This is a genomic window from Streptomyces sp. JL2001, assembly GCF_050917515.1.
GTDB lineage: Bacteria > Actinomycetota > Actinomycetes > Streptomycetales > Streptomycetaceae > Streptomyces.
This window is the reverse complement of the sequence record NZ_CP169421.1, coordinates 2129281-2147455: the sequence shown is the minus strand read 5'-3', so window position 1 is coordinate 2147455 and position 18175 is coordinate 2129281. Positions and strand designations below refer to the sequence as shown.

The 18175-nt window shown below is 66.0% G+C and carries 12 protein-coding genes, 1 tRNA gene and 3 rRNA genes; 13 read left to right on the top strand and 3 right to left on the bottom strand.

The window, feature by feature from the left end; all coding sequences use genetic code 11:
- The first annotated feature begins 158 nt into the window (after positions 1-158).
- From eccD to ACE1OA_RS09260, 6 genes are all read left to right on the top strand, one after another.
- The gene (gene eccD, locus ACE1OA_RS09285; RefSeq protein WP_356779375.1) at positions 159-1637 is read left to right on the top strand and encodes a type VII secretion integral membrane protein EccD; all 1479 of its coding nucleotides are present in this window, start codon (positions 159-161) and stop codon (positions 1635-1637) included.
- Positions 1638-1844: 207 nt separating this feature from the next.
- Positions 1845-2135 (top strand): 30S ribosomal protein S15, encoded by a 291-nt coding sequence (gene rpsO / locus ACE1OA_RS09280; RefSeq protein ID WP_147979976.1) that lies wholly within the window; start codon positions 1845-1847, stop codon positions 2133-2135.
- A gap of 275 nt (positions 2136-2410) precedes the next feature.
- Entirely contained in the window at positions 2411-4639 is a 2229-nt protein-coding gene (locus ACE1OA_RS09275; protein ID WP_356609345.1) for a polyribonucleotide nucleotidyltransferase, read from the top strand.
- Positions 4636-6015: a M16 family metallopeptidase gene (locus tag ACE1OA_RS09270; RefSeq protein WP_356779374.1), complete on the top strand. Its 1380-nt coding sequence runs from the start codon at positions 4636-4638 to the stop codon at positions 6013-6015. The genes ACE1OA_RS09275 and ACE1OA_RS09270 overlap by 4 nt, the downstream gene beginning before the upstream one ends.
- Positions 6016-6030: 15 nt before the next feature.
- The gene (gene dapB, locus ACE1OA_RS09265; protein ID WP_356609341.1) at positions 6031-6783 is read left to right on the top strand and encodes a 4-hydroxy-tetrahydrodipicolinate reductase; all 753 of its coding nucleotides are present in this window, start codon (positions 6031-6033) and stop codon (positions 6781-6783) included.
- Positions 6784-6788: 5 nt separating this feature from the next.
- Positions 6789-7253 (top strand): hypothetical protein, encoded by a 465-nt coding sequence (locus tag ACE1OA_RS09260; protein WP_356609339.1) that lies wholly within the window; start codon positions 6789-6791, stop codon positions 7251-7253.
- On the opposite strand, the gene ACE1OA_RS09255 is transcribed toward ACE1OA_RS09260, so the two are convergent.
- Together ACE1OA_RS09255 and ACE1OA_RS09250 are read right to left on the bottom strand one after the other, a co-directional pair.
- Positions 7243-7797: a hypothetical protein gene (locus ACE1OA_RS09255; RefSeq protein WP_356609337.1), complete on the bottom strand. Its 555-nt coding sequence runs from the start codon at positions 7795-7797 to the stop codon at positions 7243-7245. The two genes, ACE1OA_RS09260 and ACE1OA_RS09255, sit on opposite strands and share 11 nt — an antisense overlap.
- Before the next feature lie 95 nt (positions 7798-7892).
- Entirely contained in the window at positions 7893-8132 is a 240-nt protein-coding gene (locus ACE1OA_RS09250) for a hypothetical protein (RefSeq protein ID WP_356609335.1), read from the bottom strand.
- Between the two features lie 200 nt (positions 8133-8332).
- Between ACE1OA_RS09250 and thyX the strand changes: the two genes are divergently transcribed.
- From thyX to ACE1OA_RS09235, 3 genes are all read left to right on the top strand, one after another.
- Complete coding sequence (thyX, locus tag ACE1OA_RS09245) at positions 8333-9073, top strand: FAD-dependent thymidylate synthase (RefSeq protein ID WP_356609333.1); 741 nt, start codon at positions 8333-8335, stop codon at positions 9071-9073.
- Positions 9074-9250: 177 nt separating this feature from the next.
- Positions 9251-10150, top strand: coding sequence for a 4-hydroxy-tetrahydrodipicolinate synthase (dapA, locus tag ACE1OA_RS09240; RefSeq protein ID WP_356609331.1), 900 nt, complete (start codon positions 9251-9253; stop codon positions 10148-10150).
- Positions 10151-10312: 162 nt separating this feature from the next.
- Positions 10313-11998: a ribonuclease J gene (locus ACE1OA_RS09235; protein ID WP_356609329.1), complete on the top strand. Its 1686-nt coding sequence runs from the start codon at positions 10313-10315 to the stop codon at positions 11996-11998.
- 151 nt (positions 11999-12149) lie between these two features.
- Here ACE1OA_RS09235 and ACE1OA_RS09230 read toward each other — a convergent pair whose 3' ends face one another.
- The gene (locus ACE1OA_RS09230; protein ID WP_432752623.1) at positions 12150-12455 is read right to left on the bottom strand and encodes a hypothetical protein; all 306 of its coding nucleotides are present in this window, start codon (positions 12453-12455) and stop codon (positions 12150-12152) included.
- 82 nt (positions 12456-12537) lie between these two features.
- Here ACE1OA_RS09230 and ACE1OA_RS09225 point away from each other — a divergent pair.
- From ACE1OA_RS09225 to ACE1OA_RS09210, 4 genes are all read left to right on the top strand, one after another.
- Positions 12538-14063 (top strand): 16S ribosomal RNA (locus tag ACE1OA_RS09225).
- A gap of 287 nt (positions 14064-14350) precedes the next feature.
- A 23S ribosomal RNA gene (locus tag ACE1OA_RS09220) occupies positions 14351-17475 on the top strand.
- 79 nt (positions 17476-17554) lie between these two features.
- Positions 17555-17671, top strand: a 5S ribosomal RNA gene (gene rrf / locus ACE1OA_RS09215).
- The 16S, 23S and 5S rRNA genes sit together here with 1 tRNA gene alongside, the layout of an rRNA operon.
- Before the next feature lie 430 nt (positions 17672-18101).
- Positions 18102-18174, top strand: a tRNA-Thr gene (locus ACE1OA_RS09210).
- Position 18175: the final 1 nt, after the last annotated feature.

Sequence of the window (18175 nt, the reverse complement as noted above, 5' to 3'; positions counted from 1 at the left end):
GTTGCGGGCGGACCTCTTGAGGGGAGCTTCCGCACCGGCGCCCCCATCAACGACGGCCTCCCCCGCGAGAGTGGCGATCCTACTTGCAGCGACCGGGGGTTGTGCCCGGTAGGGTGGCGCCGCAGTGTGCGCAACCGCGAATCAGGGGGTCCAGACACGTGAGTACGACCGCAGCGACCGGCTTCTGCCGCGTCACCGTCGTGGCGCCGGACAGCCGCATCGACGTCGCACTCCCCGAGGACATCGCGGTCGCCGACGTCTACCCGGAGATCCTGCGGCTCACGGGGCAGACCCAGGCCGCCGGCACCCCGACCGGCTACCACCTCGTCCGGCGCGACGGCTCGGTCCTCGACGGGGCCCGCACGCTCGCCGCCCAGCAGGTGCTCGACGGCGAGGTCCTCTCGCTGCGCCCGTTCTCCCAGTCGCTGCCGCCCGCCGTCTTCGACGACGTCTCCGACGCCGTCGCCTCCGCCGTCACCCGTGACCGGCACCTGTGGAGCGACGACCTGCTGCGCGGCGCCGGACTGGTCGCCGGAGTGCTGCTCCTCGTCCTGATGGGCTTCGTGCTCTGGTTCGCCGACCCGGTGCACCACGACATGCACAGCCTGCCCGGCGTCGTCGCCGGCGCCGTCGGCGCGCTGCTCACCGCCTTCGCCGGCGTCCGCGCCCGCGTCTACAAGGACCGCGGCACCGCCGTCGCCCTCGGACTCGGCGCCCTCCCGCTGCTGCTGATCGCCGGCTCCGGGATCATCGGCCCCGACGCCGGCGACGGACCCGGCCGCCTGCAGTTCCTGCTCGGCTGCGTGACCGTCCTGGTCGCCGCCGTCACCCTGGTCGCGCTCACCCCCAGCGGTGACGCCCCCTTCGTGGCCGCGACCTTCCTGGCCACCGTCGGCACCCTCGCCACCTTCCTCGCGATCCTGTCCGAGTCGTCCGCCACCGAGACCGCCGCCGTCTGCGCCCCCGTCGCCATCGGACTGGTCGCCTTCCTGCCCGGCCTGTCGGCCCGCTTCGCCCGCCTCCCCATCGGCTACGCCTCCCCGCGGAGCGCCACCGACGAGGAGTTCCACGCCGAACCCGGGCAGTCCCTCCCCGACGAGGTCCAGCCCGTCGACGGCGAGCGCATCGCGCTCCAGGCCCGCCGGGGCCACGAGATGCTCCTCGGCCTCGTCGGCGGCTGCGCGGCCGTCGTCGTCGGCTCCGCCGCCGTCCTCGGCTTCGCCGGCAACGTCTGGGGCCAGCTGCTGGCCTTCGCGGCCGGCCTCGCGATGCTGCTGCGCGCCCGCCTCTTCCGCTACACCTCGCAGGTCGCCTGCGTCCTGGTCGCCGGCATCGCCGCGATCGCGCTGCTGATCCTCGGCCTCTCCCTGAACCCGCCGGCCGACCTGGTCAAGGACCTCCTGATGTACGGGGACCGCGGCGGCCTGGACATCCGCACGATCTGGCTCACCGCGGCCGTCGCCGCCGGTGCCGCCCTCGTCACCGCGATCGGCCTGATCATCCCGCGCAAGGGCCTCTCGCCCTTCTGGGGCCGGCTCCTCGACCTCGCCGAGGGCTTCGTCCTGCTCGCCCTCGTCCCGCTCTGCCTCGCGGTCCTGGACGTCTTCATGGCGGCCCGCTCGCTCACCGGCAAGTAACGGCGCTCCCGCGAGCTGGTACGCTGTGTGACGGCCGTTTGTGTACGCGCTCCCGGAACCACCCGGAATCCACCTGATCCTCGGATCCCAGGATCCCGGATCCTCTGGAAGCTGCGCTCATCGGACCTTCGCCTCCGAGTCACGGAAGCTCCCCTGAGACCAAGACCAGGGGCACTCGTGGGCGCACGAACACCAGAGGAGTACCGAGTGTCTCTCGACGCCGCTACGAAGAAGCAGATTTTCGCCGAGTTCGGCCAGAAGGAGGGCGACACCGGCTCCCCCGAGGTGCAGGTCGCGATGCTCTCCCGCCGTATCTCGGACCTCACCGAGCACCTCAAGCAGCACAAGCACGACCACCACTCCCGTCGTGGTCTGCTGATCCTGGTCGGCCAGCGTCGCCGCCTGCTGCAGTACCTGGCCAAGAAGGACATCCAGCGCTTCCGTGCGCTGGTCGACCGCCTGGGCATCCGCCGCGGCGCTGCCGGCGGTGCCAAGTAAGACGCCGTGAAGGGAGCGGTTCCCACGAATAGGGGGCCGCTCCCTTTGCTGTACGTGCGCAATGTGCCGACCGGCACTTAGTCTGGTCGCACAACGCCACATTCACGAGCGAGAAGCCGCCGGCCCGCCGCCGGTCCTCGGTAGTGGCTCCCGGACCCCTCAACCCCGGGTGCTTCGATCGAAGACCGGCCCGCACCGAAGGCGGGCTTCTCCTCACACCGTCCCCGGCCACACGGGCCCCGGACGCAAAGACGAACACGTAGGAGAAACTGCTAGTGGAGAACGAGACCCACTACGCCGAGGCCGTCATCGACAACGGCACCTTCGGCACCCGCACCATCCGCTTCGAGACGGGCCGCCTGGCCAAGCAGGCCGCCGGCTCCGCCGTGGCCTACCTGGACGACGACACGATGGTCCTCTCGGCCACCACCGCGTCCAAGCGCCCCAAGGACCAGCTCGACTTCTTCCCCCTGACGGTGGACGTCGAGGAGCGGATGTACGCGGCCGGCAAGATCCCCGGCTCCTTCTTCCGCCGGGAAGGCCGCCCCTCCGAGGACGCGATCCTCACCTGTCGCCTGATCGACCGGCCGCTGCGCCCGTCCTTCGCCAAGGGCCTGCGCAACGAGATCCAGATCGTCGAGACGATCATGGCGCTCAACCCCGATCACCTCTACGACGTGATCGCGATCAACGCCGCCTCCTGCTCCACGCAGCTGGCCGGCCTGCCCTTCTCCGGCCCGATCGGCGGCACCCGTGTCGCGCTGATCAAGGGCCAGTGGGTCGCGTTCCCGACGCACACCGAGCTCGAGGACGCCGTCTTCGACATGGTCGTCGCCGGTCGCGTCCTGGAGGACGGCGACGTCGCGATCATGATGGTCGAGGCCGAGGCCACCGAGAAGACGATCGAGCTCGTCAAGGGCGGCGCCGAGGCGCCGACCGAGGAGGTCGTCGCCGCCGGTCTCGAGGCCGCGAAGCCGTTCATCAAGGTCCTGTGCAAGGCCCAGTCGGACCTCGCCGCCAAGGCCGCCAAGCCGACCGGCGAGTTCCCGGTCTTCCTCGACTACCAGGACGACGTCCTGGAGGCGCTCTCCGCCGCGGTCAAGAGCGAGCTCGCCCAGGCGCTCACCATCGCCGGCAAGCAGGAGCGCGAGACCGAGCTCGACCGCATCAAGGAGCTCGCCGCCGAGAAGCTCCTCCCGGCCTTCGAAGGCCGGGAGAAGGAGATCTCCGGTGCCTACCGCGCGCTGACCAAGAAGCTGGTCCGCGAGCGGATCATCAAGGACAAGGTCCGCATCGACGGCCGCGGCATCACGGACATCCGTACGCTCGCCGCCGAGGTCGAGGCCATCCCGCGCGTGCACGGCTCGGCGCTGTTCGAGCGTGGCGAGACCCAGATCCTGGGCGTCACCACCCTCAACATGCTCCGTATGGAGCAGCAGCTGGACACCCTCTCCCCGGTGACCCGCAAGCGCTACATGCACAACTACAACTTCCCGCCGTACTCCGTCGGTGAGACCGGCCGCGTGGGCTCGCCCAAGCGCCGCGAGATCGGCCACGGCGCGCTCGCCGAGCGCGCCATCGTGCCGGTGCTGCCGACGCGCGAGGAGTTCCCCTACGCGATCCGCCAGGTGTCCGAGGCTCTCGGCTCCAACGGCTCGACGTCCATGGGCTCGGTCTGCGCCTCCACCATGTCGCTGCTGAACGCCGGTGTGCCGCTCAAGGCCCCCGTCGCCGGTATCGCCATGGGCCTGATCTCCGAGGAGATCGACGGCAAGACGCACTACGTCGCCCTCACCGACATCCTCGGCGCCGAGGACGCGTTCGGCGACATGGACTTCAAGGTCGCCGGCACGAAGACCTTCGTCACCGCGCTCCAGCTCGACACCAAGCTCGACGGCATCCCCGCCTCGGTCCTGGCCGCCGCGCTGAAGCAGGCCCGTGACGCGCGTCTGCACATCCTCGACGTGATGAACGAGGCGATCGACGTTCCGGACGAGATGTCCCCGAACGCGCCGCGCATCATCACCGTCAAGATCCCGGTGGACAAGATCGGTGAGGTCATCGGCCCCAAGGGCAAGATGATCAACCAGATCCAGGAGGACACCGGCGCCGACATCACGATCGAGGACGACGGCACCATCTACATCGGTGCCGCCCAGGGCTCGCAGGCCGAGGCCGCCCGCGCCACGATCAACGGCATCGCCAACCCGACCATGCCGGAGGTCGGCGAGCGCTACCTGGGTACGGTCGTCAAGACCACCACCTTCGGTGCGTTCGTGTCCCTGCTCCCGGGCAAGGACGGCCTGCTGCACATCTCGCAGATCCGCAAGCTCGCCGGTGGCAAGCGCGTGGAGAACGTCGAGGACGTGCTCGCGGTCGGTTCCAAGGTGCAGGTCGAGATCGCCGAGATCGACCAGCGCGGCAAGCTCTCCCTGATCCCCGTGATCGCGGACGAGGAGGGTGCCGCCGAGGGCACCGACCAGAAGGACGACGCCGACCAGTGACGTCCCGTAGTTCCGTGACGACGGCCCGCACCTCTTCGGAGGGGCGGGCCGTCGCCCGTACCCAAACGCTTCTCCCGGGCAAGGACGGCATCGGCACGGTCCGGCGCACGACCCTCCCCGGCGGCCTCCGGATCGTCACCGAGACCCTGCCCTCCGTGCGCTCCGCCACCTTCGGAATCTGGGCGCACGTCGGCTCCCGTGACGAGACCCCCGCCCTCAACGGCGCCACGCACTACCTGGAGCACCTCCTCTTCAAGGGCACCAACCGGCGCAGCGCACTCGACATCTCCGCCGCGCTCGACGCGGTCGGCGGCGAGATGAACGCCTTCACCGCGAAGGAGTTCACCTGCTACTACGCGCGGGTCCTCGACACGGACCTGCCGCTGGCGATCGACGTCGTCTGCGACATGCTCACCGGCTCACTGATCCTGGAGAGCGACGTCGACGCGGAACGCGGCGTCATCCTCGAAGAGATCGCCATGACCGAGGACGACCCGGGCGACGTCGTGCACGACCTGTTCGCGCACACCATGTTCGGCGACACCCCGCTGGGCCGCCCGGTGCTCGGCACCGTCGACACGATCAACGCCCTCGACCGCGACCGGATCGCCCGCTTCTACAGGAAGCACTACGACCCGACCCATCTGGTCGTCGCCGCCGCGGGCAACATCGACCACGCCACGGTCGTACGCCAGGTCCGCGGCGCCTTCGAGAAGGCCGGCGCCCTCGGCCGTACCGACGCCCGCCCGGTCGCCCCCCGCGACGGCCTGCGCACCATCCGCACCGCGGGCCGGGTCGAGGTCCTCGGCCGCAAGAGCGAGCAGGCACACGTCGTCCTCGGCATGCCGGGACTGGCGCGCACGGACGAGCGCCGCTGGGCGCTGGGCGTCCTGAACACCGCGCTCGGCGGCGGCATGTCCTCGCGCCTGTTCCAGGAGGTGCGCGAGAAGCGCGGCCTGGCGTACAGCGTGTACTCGTACACGTCCGGCTTCGCCGACTGCGGCCTCTTCGGCGTGTACGCGGGCTGCCGCCCCAACCAGATCCACGACGTGCTCGGGATCTGCCGGGACGAGCTCGACAAGGTGGCTTCCGATGGACTGTCCGACGACGAGATCGCCCGCGCCATCGGGCAGCTCTCCGGCTCGACCGTCCTCGGCCTGGAGGACACCGGCGCCCTGATGAACCGCATCGGCAAGAGCGAGCTGTGCTGGGGCACGCAGATGTCGGTCGACGACATGCTCGCCCGGATCGCCGCGGTCACCCCGGACGAGGTCCGGGAGGTCGCCCGCGACGTGCTCGGCCGGCGCCCCTCGCTGTCGGTCATCGGGCCGCTGAAGGACAAGCAGGCGGCACGCCTGCACGAATCCGTCTCCTAGAGAGAGTTCAGAGCAATGAGCAAGCTGCGTGTGGCGGTCCTCGGAGCCCAGGGCCGCATCGGATCCGAGGCGGTACGCGCCGTCGAGGCCGCCGAGGACATGGAACTGGTCGCGGCCCTCGGCCGTGGCGACAAGCTGGAGACGCTCGCCGAGACGGGCGCCGAGGTCGCGGTCGAGCTGACCACCCCCGCCTCGGTGATGGGCAACCTCGACTTCTGCGTGCGCCACGGCATCCACGCGGTCGTGGGCACCACCGGCTGGACCGAGGACCGCCTCGCGCAGCTGCGGACGTGGCTCGACGGCTCTCCGCGGACCGGCGTCCTGATCGCCCCGAACTTCTCCATCGGCGCGGTCCTGACCATGAGGTTCGCCCAGCTCGCGGCCCCGTACTTCGAGTCCGTCGAGGTCGTCGAACTGCACCACCCGAACAAGGTCGACGCCCCCAGCGGCACGGCGACCCGCACCGCGCAGCTGATCGCGGCGGCACGCGCCGAGGCCGGCCTCGGCGCCCAGCCCGACGCGACCCAGACCGCGCTGGACGGCGCGCGCGGCGCGGACGTGGACGGTGTCCCCGTGCACGCCGTACGGCTCCGGGGCCTGCTGGCCCACCAGGAGGTGCTGCTCGGCGGCGAGGGCGAGACGCTCACCGTCCGCCACGACTCCCTGCACCACTCCAGCTTCATGCCGGGCATCCTGCTGGGCGCCCGCCGTGTCGTCGACGTTCCCGGCCTCACCTTCGGCCTGGAACACTTCCTGGACCTGGGCTGACGGCCATGGGCGGAAAGATCACGTACTTCTTCCTCGCCACCGTGCTGGTGCTCGTCTTCGGCGTGGTGGCGATGGAGGGGGTCCTGCTCCTGCTCACCGGCGAGCCGCTCGCCATGGGCATGGGCGCCATAGCGTTCCTGCTGCCCTGCGTCGGCGGCTGGTTCCTCTGGAAGAACACCCGCTTCGCCCGCCGGGCCCAGCACCTCGCCAAGGAACTGGAGGCCGAGGGCGGCCTGCCGGTGGACGAGCTCAGGCGGACGGCCGGCGGCCGGATCGACCGGGACTCGGCCGACGAGGTGTTCGCGCGGCGCCGCGCGGAGACCGAGGACTCGCCCGACGACTGGCGCTGCTGGTTCCGGCTCGCGGTCGCGTACCACGACGCCCGCGACACCCCTCGCGCGCGCAAGGCGATGCAGCGGGCGATCGCGCTCCACGAGGGCCGCCCGGCGGCCCCCTCGGTCAGCGCGTAGCGGGGGCGCCGTACTCGGCGTTCCACGCCTCGACGGTGTCGGCGGCGCGGTCGAAGGCCTCGATGCGGGACAGGAAGTCGGCGTTGTGGTCGGTGAGCAGGGCGACCTGCTCACCGCCACGCCAGTCGAGGAGCAGGGCCTGGCCCTGCACGGTGCGGGGGAGACCCAGCCAGCGCACCGGCTGCTGGGCCGTGCGCACGGCCGTCACCTGCTGCCAGGCGACGGTCGTGGTGGAGAAGAACCCCACGCGGCGCACGCCGTGCCGGCTGACCCAGGCGCCCACGCGCAGCATCCGCAGCGAGGCGGCGATGATCAGCGCGGCCAGCCCGAAGGTGGCGAGCGAGCCGGGCGTAGCCCCCGCGGCGGCGATGATCACCGCGGCGAAGAGCACGAAGGACGCGAGCAGCAGCGCCAGCGCCGCGGCGCCGACCCGCCAGGGGCCCGGTCGGTAGGGACGTCGCCACTGGTCGTGGTCGTCGAAGGGCAGCGCGACGTCGTCCGTCGCGTCGAAAGCGCGGTCTGCCGTCAGGAAGGGCAGGGGCACGACTGATCCTCACTCACAAGCACGCTCGAAGGGGCTGTGCCCGGTGAGGCTACCCAGACGGTCCCGACCGGGCCACCCCAGGGTGGCCGTACAGATCAACGGCCGTCGGACGCCTCGGCCTGCTGCCGATGCCCCTCCGCCGCGCCCGACTGCAGGGACGGCATGCCGAAGAGCAACGACCCGACGAGCCCGGCCACGACGGTCAGCCCGACCAGCGTACGGCCCACGACCTCGGAGGCCGCGAGGCGCTCCCTGGGCGGCGGAGTGACGTTACTGCGGAATCGGTCGGCCTCGGCGACGAAGGAGAACGGGACGGGCTCTCGCCGGCGGAACATCGGGAACACTCCTCTGGGCTGGGTGCGTGGTGTGCGGGTGTCACAGGGACAGACGAGCGAAGTCGCCGTTCGGTGCCGTTTTCCCTGAGTTTTCCCCGAATCGGCCAAAGAACGTCGTCCGGGCGGGTGCGTCCCGGGGCTGTCGGCGGGTCCCCGTAGAGTGGGCGCCGCCCGTGCGATGCCATCGGAAGGACCCGTCGGTGACCGACACCCCCACCGCAGACCTCAAGCCCGCTTTCCGCAGCGATGTGACCGTCGAGCTGGTGAAGCACAGTGCCGCCGACTCCGACGTGCTGTGGGCGGCCCGCGTCTCCACCGCGGGTGAGCAGTCGCTCGAAGAGCTGCAGAAGGACCCCGAGCGGTCCAAGGGGCTCATCAACTACCTGATGCGGGACCGGCACGGCAGCCCGTTCGAGCACAACTCGATGACCTTCTTCATCAGTGCCCCGATCTTCGTCTTCCGCGAGTTCATGCGCCACCGCGTGGGCTGGTCGTACAACGAGGAGTCGGGCCGCTACAGGGAGCTGGAGCCGGTCTTCTACGTGCCGGACGCCTCCCGCAAGCTGGTCCAGGAGGGCCGCCCGGGCAAGTACGTCTTCGTCGAGGGCAGCCAGGCCCAGCAGGAGCTGGTCGGCCGGACGATGGAGGACTCCTACGTCCGGGCGTACGAGGCGTACCAGGAGATGCTCGCCGCCGGCGTCGCCCGCGAGGTGGCCCGGGCGGTCCTGCCCGTCGGTCTCTTCTCCTCGATGTACGCCACCTGCAACGCCCGCTCGCTCATGCACTTCCTCGGCCTGCGCACCCAGCACGAGCTGGCCAAGGTGCCGTCGTTCCCGCAGCGGGAGATCGAGATGGTCGGCGAAAAGATGGAGCGGCACTGGGCCGAGCTCATGCCGCTGACCTACGCGGCCTTCAATCAGAACGGCCGTGTAGCCCCGTAAGGCACACCAGTACGAACCCTCACACGAAGTGTCCGTATTGCGGCGTTTCACGAAGTTCATCTAGGCTGATCAAACGGACCCGGCACTGCTTGAACCCCCGAGCAGGCAGTGCCGGGCTCCTCTTCACACGTCCCCCGAGGGGGGACCGGGCGCTGAGCAGCGAGTAGCGTGTTACCCATGGCTCCGATCTCCACTCCGCAGACCCCCTTCGGGCGGGTCCTCACCGCCATGGTCACGCCCTTCACGGCGGACGGCGCACTCGACCTCGACGGCGCGCAGCGACTGGCGGCCCATCTGGTGGACGCAGGCAACGACGGCCTCGTCGTCAACGGCACCACCGGCGAGTCCCCGACCACCACCGACGCGGAGAAATCTGAGCTCGTACGGGCCGTACTGGAGGCGGTGGGCGACCGCGCCCACGTCGTCGCCGGCATCGGGACCAACGACACGCACCACTCCCTCGAGCTCGCCCGCACCGCCGAACGCGACGGCGCGCACGGCCTGCTCGCGGTCACGCCGTACTACAACAAGCCCCCGCAGGAGGGCCTGTACCGGCACTTCTCGGCGATCGCCGACTCCACCGGCCTCCCGGTGATGCTGTACGACATCCCCGGCCGCAGCGGCGTCCCGATCGCCACCGAGACGATCGTCCGTCTGGCCGAGCACCCCCGGATCGTCGCGAACAAGGACGCCAAGGGCGACCTGGGCCGCGCGAGCTGGGCCATCACCCGGTCCGGCCTGGCCTGGTACTCCGGCGACGACATGCTCAACCTGCCGCTGCTCTCCGTGGGCGCCTGCGGCTTCGTCTCCGTCGTCGGCCACGTCGTGAGCCCCGAGCTCCGCGCCCTGCTCGACGCGTACCTCAACGGCGACGTGCAGAAGGCCACCGAGATCCACCAGAAGCTGCTCCCGGTGTTCACCGGCATGTTCCGCACCCAGGGCGTCATCACCACCAAGGCCGCCCTCGCCCTCCAGGGACTCCCGGCCGGCCCCCTGCGGCTGCCGCTCGTGGAGCTCTCGCCCGAGGAAACCGCCCAGCTCAAGATCGATCTCGCCGCCGGCGGGGTAGATCTCTGACATCAGACTTCACAAGTGAATACCGGCCTGCGGACGCACCACGCAGCACGTACCGCGCATCCCGCGTCCGACGAGGCCGACCGACAGACAACAGCAAGTGCACGAATGTCATGCGCGCCACGTGCCCAAGCGGTACGTGGCGCGTGTGGTGAGGAGAGTCTTTTGAGTCATCCGCATCCCGAACTCGGCGCCCCGCCGAAGCTCCCCAAGGGTGGCCTGCGCGTCACCCCGCTCGGCGGGCTCGGCGAGATCGGCCGCAACATGACGGTCTTCGAGTACGAAGGCCGCCTGCTCATCGTCGACTGCGGCGTCCTCTTCCCCGAGGAGGAGCAGCCGGGCATCGATCTGATCCTGCCCGACTTCACCACCATCAGGGACCGCCTCGACGAGGTCGAGGGCATCGTGCTCACGCACGGCCACGAGGACCACATCGGCGCCGTCCCGTACCTGCTCCGGCTCAAGCCGGACATCCCGCTGATCGGCTCCAAGCTGACCCTCGCGCTCATCGAGGCCAAGCTCCAGGAGCACCGCATCCGCCCCTACACCCTCGAGGTGGTCGAGGGGCAGCGCGAGCAGCTCGGACCCTTCGACTGCGAGTTCATCGCGGTCAACCACTCCATCCCCGACGCGCTGGCCGTCGCCATCCGCACCCCCGCGGGCATGGCGGTGCACACCGGCGACTTCAAGATGGACCAGCTCCCGATGGACGGCCGGCTCACCGACCTCCACGCGTTCGCGCGGCTCAGCGAGGAGGGCATCGACCTCCTGCTGACCGACTCGACGAACGCCGAGGTCCCCGGTTTCGTCCCGCCGGAGAAGGACATCTCCAACGTCCTGCGGAACGTCTTCGCGAACGCCCAGAAGCGCATCATCGTGGCCAGCTTCGCCAGCCACGTGCACCGCATCCAGCAGATCCTGGACGCCGCCCACGAGTACGGCCGCCGGGTCGCCTTCGTCGGCCGCTCGATGGTCCGCAACATGGGCATCGCCCGTGACCTGGGCTACCTGCGGGTGCCGGCCGGCCTGGTCGTCGACGTCAAGACGCTCGACGACCTCCCGGACGACGAGGTCGTGCTCGTCTGCACCGGTTCCCAGGGCGAGCCGATGGCGGCGCTGTCCCGCATGGCGAACCGCGACCACCAGATCCGGATCGTCCAGGGCGACACCGTGATCCTGGCGTCCTCGCTGATCCCCGGCAACGAGAACGCGGTCTACCGCGTGATCAACGGCCTGACCCGCTGGGGCGCGAACGTCATCCACAAGGGCAACGCCAAGGTGCACGTCTCGGGCCACGCCTCGGCCGGCGAGCTGCTGTACTTCTACAACATCTGCAAGCCGAAGAACCTGATGCCGGTGCACGGCGAATGGCGCCACCTGCGCGCCAACGCCGAACTCGGCGCGATGACGGGTGTCCCCAAGGACCACATCGTCATCGCCGAGGACGGCGTGGTCGTCGACCTGGTCGACGGTAAGGCCCGGATCGTCGGCAAGGTCCAGGCGGGTTACGTGTACGTCGACGGCCTCTCGGTCGGCGACGTCACCGACGTCCACCTCAAGGACCGCCGGATCCTCGGCGACGAGGGCATCATCTCGGTCTACGTCGTGGTCGACTCCTCGACCGGCAAGATCGTCAGCGGCCCGAACATCCACGCCCGCGGTTCCGGCATCGAGGACTCGGCGTTCGACGCCGTCATCCCGAAGGTCGACCAGGCCCTGAACAAGTCGGCCCAGGACGGTGTGGTCGAACCGCACCAGCTCCAGCAGCTGATCCGGCGCGTGATCGGCAAGTGGGTCTCGGACACCTACCGCCGGCGTCCGATGATCCTTCCGGTGGTCGTCGAGGTCTGATCCTCCGGCACCACCACGCGCACGACCTGGAGCGGGGCCCCTCGATTTGCATCGGGGCGCCCCGCTCCAGTACGTTTACATCTCCGCCTGAACGTGAGCCCGGCACCGTCGTGTGCCAGAACGGCCGAACGGGAGAGGCGGCAAATCCGGCTCAGAATCTCTGATAAAGTCGGAACCGCCGGAAAGGAAAGCGCGAAAGCGAATTCCTGAAAGGCAGCCCGCTCCAGCGGGTGGCAGAAACGGAAATCGGATCTGCTAAGCTGGAAAAACGAAAGACCGAAGGGAAAATGCCCGGAGGAAAGCCCGAGAGGGTGAGTACGAAGGAAGCGTCCGTTCCTTGAGAACTCAACAGCGTGCCAAAAATCAACGCCAGATTAGTTGATACCCCGTCCATCTTCGGATGGTCGAGGTTCCTTTGAAGTCCTACTGGCCCTTGTGGCAGGTAGGCAAAAAACACAGCGAGGACGCTGTGAACGACCGGTCCTATTCCGACTGGTCGTTCCGCTCTCGTGATGTGTGCACCCGATTACGGGTAAACATTCACGGAGAGTTTGATCCTGGCTCAGGACGAACGCTGGCGGCGTGCTTAACACATGCAAGTCGAACGATGAAGCCCTTCGGGGTGGATTAGTGGCGAACGGGTGAGTAACACGTGGGCAATCTGCCCTTCACTCTGGGACAAGCCCTGGAAACGGGGTCTAATACCGGATAACACCGGCTTCCGCATGGAAGCTGGTTGAAAGCTCCGGCGGTGAAGGATGAGCCCGCGGCCTATCAGCTTGTTGGTGGGGTAATGGCCCACCAAGGCGACGACGGGTAGCCGGCCTGAGAGGGCGACCGGCCACACTGGGACTGAGACACGGCCCAGACTCCTACGGGAGGCAGCAGTGGGGAATATTGCACAATGGGCGAAAGCCTGATGCAGCGACGCCGCGTGAGGGATGACGGCCTTCGGGTTGTAAACCTCTTTCAGCAGGGAAGAAGCGAAAGTGACGGTACCTGCAGAAGAAGCGCCGGCTAACTACGTGCCAGCAGCCGCGGTAATACGTAGGGCGCAAGCGTTGTCCGGAATTATTGGGCGTAAAGAGCTCGTAGGCGGCTTGTCACGTCGGGTGTGAAAGCCCGGGGCTTAACCCCGGGTCTGCATCCGATACGGGCAGGCTAGAGTGTGGTAGGGGAGATCGGAATTCCTGGTGTAGCGGTGAAATGCGCAGATATCAGGAGGAACACCGGTGGCGAAGGCGGATCTCTGGGCCATTACTGACGCTGAGGAGCGAAAGCGTGGGGAGCGAACAGGATTAGATACCCTGGTAGTCCACGCCGTAAACGTTGGGAACTAGGTGTTGGCGACATTCCACGTCGTCGGTGCCGCAGCTAACGCATTAAGTTCCCCGCCTGGGGAGTACGGCCGCAAGGCTAAAACTCAAAGGAATTGACGGGGGCCCGCACAAGCAGCGGAGCATGTGGCTTAATTCGACGCAACGCGAAGAACCTTACCAAGGCTTGACATATACCGGAAAGCATTAGAGATAGTGCCCCCCTTGTGGTCGGTATACAGGTGGTGCATGGCTGTCGTCAGCTCGTGTCGTGAGATGTTGGGTTAAGTCCCGCAACGAGCGCAACCCTTGTCCTGTGTTGCCAGCATGCCCTTCGGGGTGATGGGGACTCACAGGAGACCGCCGGGGTCAACTCGGAGGAAGGTGGGGACGACGTCAAGTCATCATGCCCCTTATGTCTTGGGCTGCACACGTGCTACAATGGCCGGTACAAAGAGCTGCGATGCCGTGAGGCGGAGCGAATCTCAAAAAGCCGGTCTCAGTTCGGATTGGGGTCTGCAACTCGACCCCATGAAGTCGGAGTTGCTAGTAATCGCAGATCAGCATTGCTGCGGTGAATACGTTCCCGGGCCTTGTACACACCGCCCGTCACGTCACGAAAGTCGGTAACACCCGAAGCCGGTGGCCCAACCCCTTGTGGGAGGGAGCTGTCGAAGGTGGGACTGGCGATTGGGACGAAGTCGTAACAAGGTAGCCGTACCGGAAGGTGCGGCTGGATCACCTCCTTTCTAAGGAGCACAGTACCGATTGCAGACAAACGTTCTGCACGGTCAGCTCATGGGTGGAACGTTGATTAGTTGGCACAGTGAGTGAGACGAGTTCGCCAGTACTGCTTCGGCGTGGAACGCGAGAATCGTTGATCTGACTGTGCTTGGCACGTTGTTGGGTGTCTGAGGGTACGGCCGTAAGGTTTGTATCTTCGCGATGCCGGCCCCAGTGAACTTGATTCGTTTGAATCAGGGTGATGGGTGGCTGGTCGTTGCTTGAGAACTACACAGTGGACGCGAGCATCTGTGGCCAAGTTTTTAAGGGCGCACGGTGGATGCCTTGGCACCAGGAACCGATGAAGGACGTGGGAGGCCACGATAGTCCCCGGGGAGCCGTCAACCAGGCTTTGATCCGGGGGTTTCCGAATGGGGAAACCCGGCAGTCGTCATGGGCTGTCACCCATGCCTGAACACATAGGGCATGTGGAGGGAACGAGGGGAAGTGAAACATCTCAGTACCCTCAGGAAGAGAAAACAACCGTGATTCCGGGAGTAGTGGCGAGCGAAACCGGATGAGGCCAAACCGTATGCGTGTGATACCCGGCAGGGGTTGCGCATACGGGGTTGTGGGATCTCTCTTTCACAGTCTGCCGGCTGTGAGGCGAGTCAGAAACCGTATGGATAGGCGAAGGACATGCGAAAGGTCCGGCGTAGAGGGTAAGACCCCCGTAGCTGAAATTCATACGGCTTGCTTGAGAGACACCCAAGTAGCACGGGGCCCGAGAAATCCCGTGTGAATCTGGCGGGACCACCCGCTAAGCCTAAATATTCCCTGGTGACCGATAGCGGATAGTACCGTGAGGGAATGGTGAAAAGTACCGCGGGAGCGGAGTGAAATAGTACCTGAAACCGTGTGCCTACAAGCCGTGGGAGCGTCGCTCATTGGGTTTACCCAATGGGTCGTGACTGCGTGCCTTTTGAAGAATGAGCCTGCGAGTTAGCGGTGTGTAGCGAGGTTAACCCGTGTGGGGAAGCCGTAGCGAAAGCGAGTCCGAATAGGGCGATTGAGTTGCACGCTCTAGACCCGAAGCGGAGTGATCTAGCCATGGGCAGGTTGAAGCGGAGGTAAGACTTCGTGGAGGACCGAACCCACCAGGGTTGAAAACCTGGGGGATGACCTGTGGTTAGGGGTGAAAGGCCAATCAAACTCCGTGATAGCTGGTTCTCCCCGAAATGCATTTAGGTGCAGCGTCGTGTGTTTCTTGCCGGAGGTAGAGCACTGGATAGGCGATGGGCCCTACCGGGTTACTGACCTTAGCCAAACTCCGAATGCCGGTAAGTGAGAGCACGGCAGTGAGACTGTGGGGGATAAGCTCCATGGTCGAGAGGGAAACAGCCCAGAGCATCGACTAAGGCCCCTAAGCGTACGCTAAGTGGGAAAGGATGTGGAGTCGCAGAGACAACCAGGAGGTTGGCTTAGAAGCAGCCACCCTTGAAAGAGTGCGTAATAGCTCACTGGTCAAGTGATTCCGCGCCGACAATGTAGCGGGGCTCAAGCGTACCGCCGAAGTCGTGTCATTGCAGCAATTAAGCCCCAACGGGTGCTGTGATGGGTAGGGGAGCGTCGTGTGCCGGGTGAAGCAGCCGCGGAAGCGAGTTGTGGACGGTTCACGAGTGAGAATGCAGGCATGAGTAGCGATACACACGTGAGAAACGTGTGCGCCGATTGACTAAGGGTTCCTGGGTCAAGCTGATCTGCCCAGGGTAAGTCGGGACCTAAGGCGAGGCCGACAGGCGTAGTCGATGGACAACCGGTTGATATTCCGGTACCCGCTTTGAAACGCCCAATATCGAGCCCATTAATGCTAAGGCCGTGAAGCCGCCCTGGAGCCTTCGGGCAAAGGGGAGTGGTGGAGCCGCTGACCCAAGATGGTAGTAGGTAAGCGATGGGGTGACGCAGGAAGGTAGTCCAGCCCGGGCGGTGGTTGTCCCGGGGTAAGGGTGTAGGCCGTGTGATAGGCAAATCCGTCACACATTAAGGCTGAGACCTGATGCCGAGCCGATTGTGGTGAAGTGGATGATCCTATGCTGTCGAGAAAAGCCTCTAGCGAGTTTCATGGCGGCCCGTACCCTAAACCGACTCAGGTGGTCAGGTAGAGAATACCGAGGCGTTCGGGTGAACTATGGTTAAGGAACTCGGCAAAATGCCCCCGTAACTTCGGGAGAAGGGGGGCCATCACTGGTGATCGGATTTACTCCGTGAGCTGGGGGTGGCCGCAGAGACCAGCGAGAAGCGACTGTTTACTAAAAACACAGGTCCGTGCGAAGCCGTAAGGCGATGTATACGGACTGACGCCTGCCCGGTGCTGGAACGTTAAGGGGACCGGTTAGTGACCTTTCGGGGTTGCGAAGCTGAGAACTTAAGCGCCAGTAAACGGCGGTGGTAACTATAACCATCCTAAGGTAGCGAAATTCCTTGTCGGGTAAGTTCCGACCTGCACGAATGGCGTAACGACTTCTCGACTGTCTCAACCATAGGCCCGGTGAAATTGCACTACGAGTAAAGATGCTCGTTTCGCGCAGCAGGACGGAAAGACCCCGGGACCTTTACTACAGTTTGATATTGGTGTTCGGTTCGGCTTGTGTAGGATAGGTGGGAGACTTTGAAGCCGTGACGCCAGTCATGGTGGAGTCGCCGTTGAAATACCACTCTGGTCGTGCTGGATGTCTAACCTCGGTCCGTGATCCGGATCAGGGACAGTGTCTGATGGGTAGTTTAACTGGGGCGGTTGCCTCCCAAAGGGTAACGGAGGCGCCCAAAGGTTCCCTCAGCCTGGTTGGCAATCAGGTGTTGAGTGTAAGTGCACAAGGGAGCTTGACTGTGAGACCGACGGGTCGAGCAGGGACGAAAGTCGGGACTAGTGATCCGGCGGTGGCTTGTGGAAGCGCCGTCGCTCAACGGATAAAAGGTACCCCGGGGATAACAGGCTGATCTTCCCCAAGAGTCCATATCGACGGGATGGTTTGGCACCTCGATGTCGGCTCGTCGCATCCTGGGGCTGGAGTCGGTCCCAAGGGTTGGGCTGTTCGCCCATTAAAGCGGTACGCGAGCTGGGTTTAGAACGTCGTGAGACAGTTCGGTCCCTATCCGCTGTGCGCGTAGGAATATTGAGAAGGGCTGTCCCTAGTACGAGAGGACCGGGACGGACGAACCTCTGGTGTGCCAGTTGTCCTGCCAAGGGCATGGCTGGTTGGCTACGTTCGGGAGGGATAACCGCTGAAAGCATCTAAGCGGGAAGCCTGCTTCGAGATGAGTATTCCCACCTCCTTGAGAGGGTAAGGCTCCCAGTAGACGACTGGGTTGATAGGCCGGATGTGGAAGCCCAGTAATGGGTGGAGCTGACCGGTACTAATAGGCCGAGGGCTTGTCCTCAGTTGCTCGCGTCCACTGTGTTAGTTCTGAAGTAACGAACTCGCCCCTTGTCGGCTGGAGTTTGTTTATTTCATAGAGTTTCGGTGGTCATAGCGTTAGGGAAACGCCCGGTTACATTCCGAACCCGGAAGCTAAGCCTTTCAGCGCCGATGGTACTGCAGGGGGGACCCTGTGGGAGAGTAGGACGCCGCCGAACAATTTTTAGCCTCAACCCCCGGACCATGTCCGGGGGTTGAGGCATTTTTGCGTTCAGGCCTGGAGGGATCCGAGGGCAAAGGGACCGGACGCCGCGTCAGGACCGACCCCCGCAGCCCTTGTCCGCGCTCGCCGGCCTCAACGACCCCTGGGGAAGGGGCCGTACGGACGGCCCAACAGCCAGGCCGCTTCGCCGCCGACCACCGCTCGGGGGCCGGTGTCCCCCTGCCGGCAGGGAGGCGTGCGCGACGGGAGTCGCCCACCTCTCCCGGCCAACTGACCTGGGCAAAAGGAAAGTTGGCGCCGCCGGAGACCCGCCCGGGCGAGGTGCGACCGAAGCCCCGGAGAAGGCCCGGGGAGCGATTCGGAGATCCGCTCGGTTCGGGGTATGCTTCTTCTCGTTGCCGCAGGGGAAACCCCGCGAACAACAGGCCCCTATAGCTCAGTCGGTAGAGCGTCTCCATGGTAAGGAGAAGGTCTGCGGTTCGATTCCGCATGGGGGCTC

Bases quoted from the DNA above. Each gene is read 5' to 3' on its own strand.
- dapB (WP_356609341.1), top strand. From the start codon at position 6,031: ATGAGCAAGCTGCGTGTGGCGGTCCTCGGAGCCCAGGGCCGCATCGGA.
- dapA (WP_356609331.1), top strand. From the start codon at position 9,251: ATGGCTCCGATCTCCACTCCGCAGACCCCCTTCGGGCGGGTCCTCACC.
- ACE1OA_RS09250 (WP_356609335.1), bottom strand. From the start codon at position 8,132: ATGTTCCGCCGGCGAGAGCCCGTCCCGTTCTCCTTCGTCGCCGAGGCC.
- ACE1OA_RS09260 (WP_356609339.1), top strand. From the start codon at position 6,789: ATGGGCGGAAAGATCACGTACTTCTTCCTCGCCACCGTGCTGGTGCTC.